The organism is Moorena sp. SIO3H5 (assembly GCF_010692395.1).
In the GTDB taxonomy this organism is placed as follows: domain Bacteria; phylum Cyanobacteriota; class Cyanobacteriia; order Cyanobacteriales; family Coleofasciculaceae; genus Moorena.
Genome location: NZ_JAAHHS010000592.1, coordinates 1 through 3,525, shown reverse-complemented (window position 1 = coordinate 3,525; position 3,525 = coordinate 1). Strand labels below are relative to the sequence as shown.

Sequence of the window (3,525 nt, the reverse complement as noted above, 5' to 3'; positions counted from 1 at the left end):
GAGCTGTCTCAGTGGCTAATTGACTTTGCCAAAACCCGCCAAAGCGAAAAAATTGCCAATGACACTCAAGATCCTAAGGTCAAGACTGTGGATGTAGACTCTATGGGTGTCTAGTCAAGGGTCTTGAGAGGATTTAGGCAGAAGTGATGATGTGAATCTACTTCTGCATTTTTTTGGCAAGGATACAGGCAAGATGCCCATTCCACGGACTTGAAGGGCGAACGACGGGACTCGAACCCGCGAGTGGTGGAACCACAATCCACTGCCTTAACCACTTGGCTACGCTCGCCATAATCTTACAGTAGTTTATTATAGCATCTTATTTGTTGTTTTATCAACAATCTATGAAAGTTTGATGGTAATTACTCACTCAGTCAGTGCTGTGGTTTGCTGACCATTGCGGCAATTGTCTTGCCCTGAGGGACTTCCATGAAAAATGCAAGACGTTACCACCATTTTGCAGTTAACCTGGAACTCGAAGGCTTGATAGCCATCGTAATATATAATATATAGTTAAAAAATTCAGATGAAGATTTCACAGGTTGTCACCGCTTTTGGCACTATAGTGCTGGCGGTGGTGGGAGGCTCAATGGTGGTGACTAATCCTGGACAAGCCACCTATGAAGATTATGCGGTTGAGCAACTGAGCAAGTATCTAAAAGAAGAAGTTTGTCCCCAAGCTCCGGAAGCCCTAGATGGTTTCATCCGCCGTCAGTGTACCATACTGGTGGATACAGGACGACCCCAAATTAAGCAAGTTGTTGCCCAGACTACAAAGCGAGAAAATTTCTTGCTCTTTAGTATTTACCGGACTGACCTTGATGTTGGTACGCTGATCCCTTCATACTCTTTTGAAACTGTAGGGATCTGTCAACAATTTTACCTTTACAAGGCTGATGAAAAATCATACTAAGGGTAGTTGTTAGATGGCGAGCACTGGTATTTTTGTGGGGATGGTTACCTTAGACTTGGTATACCTCAGCACCAACCTACCAAGCAGCAATGAAAAAATAACTGCCTCTGACTATACAGTAGCGGCTGGGGGACCAGCAACGAATGCAGCAGTAACGTTTAGCTATCTAGGGAATCTAGCTAAAATCCTAGGTGTGGTGGGAATTAATCCGATTACTCAGCTAATTCGCAGCGATTTGACCAGTCATGGCGTAATCATCGCTGACCTTGATCCAGCTAACCCCCAACCGCCACCAGTATCTTCTATCATTGTTACGGAATCCACAGGCGATCGCGCAGTTATTTCGATTAATGCTACTAAAATCCAAGCCAGCAGTACACAAATACCTCAGGATTTAGACTTGATGGTGGATGTGGTGCTCATTGATGGTCATCAGATCGTGGTTAGTAATGCGATCGCAAAATTTGCCAAAACTCATCATATCCCTGTAGTCATCGATGGCGGTAGCTGGAAGCCAGGATTTGAAACAATTTTGCCCTATGTTGATTACGCCATTTGCTCAGCCAATTTCTATCCACCAGGGTGCTCTGACCAAGAAGACGTGATGGCTTATCTCCTAGAGGCTGGGATTAATCACATTGCCATTACCCAAGGAGAAAAACCAATTCAGTATCGTAGCTTAGGAGTGTCCGGTGAAGTAACCGTACCCCAGATTCAAGCAGTAGATACCTTAGGAGCTGGGGATGTGTTTCACGGTGCCTTCTGTCACTATATTCTACAAAAAGAGTTTACTGATGCCCTAGCCGCAGCAGCAAAGGTAGCTTCCAATTCCTGTCAGTTTTTTGGGACTCGTCGGTGGATGGAATAAGATATTGAAAATTAGAGCAACAAATGCTTATCTGCCCACACCGATGGGGAACTAGGAGAGCTTATACTCCAATCTGTAATCACAAATAGGCACGAAACCTGATGCAAGACTACCAAGCTCCCTGGTACCTAAGAAATGGCTTATTTCAAAGTATTGCTACCACTTACTGGTACGGCACGACCTGGAGTTGGTGGGGGGAAAGAGTACCTTGGCTTTCCCATTTGCCCCTGATTCCCTGGCAGGAAAAGATATTTACTGGTGCGGATCAGGTACCGTTGCGCGGATTGTGGAGTTGTCCTGACAATGCCAAAGGTACCCTGATTGTTAACTATGCCCTTACAGGGGATGTCGATAGTGGTTGGTATAGTCGTACCCTTGCTCGTAAAGCCTACAGCAATGGTTGGGCAGTGTTAATTTATGATTGGCGCAGTAACGGACGCAGTGCACAACTATCCCCAGTCCCATCTTCTGACGGTTGGCGAGAAGGGGAAGATCAGTTGCAGCTAGCCATGCAATTAGTAAAGATGGGTTGCCCAGAACCTGTGGGTTTGGTGGGCTTTTCCATGGGAGGACAGTTGGCATTGTGGGGACTTAAGGCCGCAGTTGAAAACAATTGTTCTCTGGTCAGGTTTGGAGCAGTTTTGGGTCCTAATCTGGAATCGAATCGCTCCATAGATTATTTGCTATCTACGCCAATAGGACGCTTGATCGAACAGAGGTTCACTCATAAACTCAGGAAAATATCTCAACAACGGTTAGAAAACTTTCCTGAGGCTGTCAAACCTGGTGTAGTGGAGTGCATTAACTCAATGCGGAGCTTTGACCAGTATATGGTGATTGATTACTATGGGTTTGCTAGCGTTAATGAATACTATCAGAAGACTAGTGGACTTTACCTGTTGGACAGCTTAGCTTTGCCCTATTTGATCATCTATGCTGCGGATGACCCGATTTTTGACCCTACTATTATTCCAGAATTGGAAGAGCGCACGAGTAGTAATCCCTATGCCAACTTGATTTTAACTGCCCAAGGGGGTCATGTGGCTCACATTAGTACAGGCCAAGGTGATGTGGATGAATTTTGGGCTTTGAATCGGCTTTTGGAATTTTGTGATGCTCAATTACTTACTGCCAATTCTGAATCACGTTAAACTAAACATGACCAGTTGGATTTTTGAGTCGCTATTATCAATTTTCTATGGGTACAATTACCAAAGTCGTTGTTTATTCCCTGGGAATTTTCTTTTTCTGTACTACCCCAGTTTTTGCTCAACATACTCAACATAATAGTTCAACTGCTACTAGCCAGCAACAACAGATAGAAACGGTTAATCTACTATCCCTACCAGAGGTATTACCGGAATGGAAAAAAGCCCGGGTTATCTATTTAGGAGAAACTCACAGCAGCCAAAAAGATCATGAAGCGCAGTTAGCGATTATTAAAGCACTAACCCGTGAAAATTCCAAAATTGCGATCGCAATGGAAATGTTCCAGCGCCCAGCTCAGGATATCCTGGATCAATACCTAGCCGGGAAAATCACAGAAGCTGAGTTGGTTAAGCAAAGTGAGTATGAACAACGCTGGGGCTTTCCTTGGGAATATTATGCTCCCCTGGTACGCTTTGCTAAAACCAATCAACTGCCTGTGTTAGCGTTAAATACACCCACTGAGGTCACTCGTAAAGTAGCCCGTAGCGGTTTAGAGAGTTTAACCTCTGCTGAGCAGGAACATATTCCCCCTTTA

The 3,525-nt window shown here is 44.7% G+C and carries 4 protein-coding genes and 1 tRNA gene; 4 read left to right on the top strand and 1 reads right to left on the bottom strand.

What is annotated here, in order from left to right; genetic code table 11:
- Positions 1-216 precede the first annotated feature (216 nt).
- A tRNA-His gene (locus F6K52_RS34075) sits at positions 217-289 on the bottom strand.
- Positions 290-526: 237 nt separating this feature from the next.
- On the opposite strand from F6K52_RS34075, the gene F6K52_RS34070 reads away from it, so the two are divergent.
- The 4 genes from F6K52_RS34070 to F6K52_RS34055 all read left to right on the top strand — a co-directional run.
- Positions 527-913 carry a DUF4359 domain-containing protein gene (locus tag F6K52_RS34070; protein WP_293089285.1) on the top strand — a complete coding sequence of 129 codons (387 nt, stop codon included), beginning with the start codon at positions 527-529 and terminating at the stop codon, positions 911-913.
- 13 nt (positions 914-926) lie between these two features.
- Positions 927-1,781 (top strand): sugar kinase, encoded by an 855-nt coding sequence (locus F6K52_RS34065; RefSeq protein WP_293089283.1) that lies wholly within the window; start codon positions 927-929, stop codon positions 1,779-1,781.
- Positions 1,782-1,882: 101 nt separating this feature from the next.
- Positions 1,883-2,932: an alpha/beta fold hydrolase gene (locus F6K52_RS34060; RefSeq protein WP_293089281.1), complete on the top strand. Its 1,050-nt coding sequence runs from the start codon at positions 1,883-1,885 to the stop codon at positions 2,930-2,932.
- A gap of 47 nt (positions 2,933-2,979) precedes the next feature.
- Positions 2,980-3,525, top strand: a 546-nt coding sequence (locus tag F6K52_RS34055) for a ChaN family lipoprotein (protein WP_293089279.1), incomplete at its 3' end; no start/stop codon positions are given.

Coding starts and splice junctions, on each gene's coding strand:
- F6K52_RS34060 (WP_293089281.1), top strand. CDS start 1,883: ATGCAAGACTACCAAGCTCCCTGGTACCTAAGAAATGGCTTATTTCAA.
- F6K52_RS34065 (WP_293089283.1), top strand. CDS start 927: ATGGCGAGCACTGGTATTTTTGTGGGGATGGTTACCTTAGACTTGGTA.
- F6K52_RS34070 (WP_293089285.1), top strand. CDS start 527: ATGAAGATTTCACAGGTTGTCACCGCTTTTGGCACTATAGTGCTGGCG.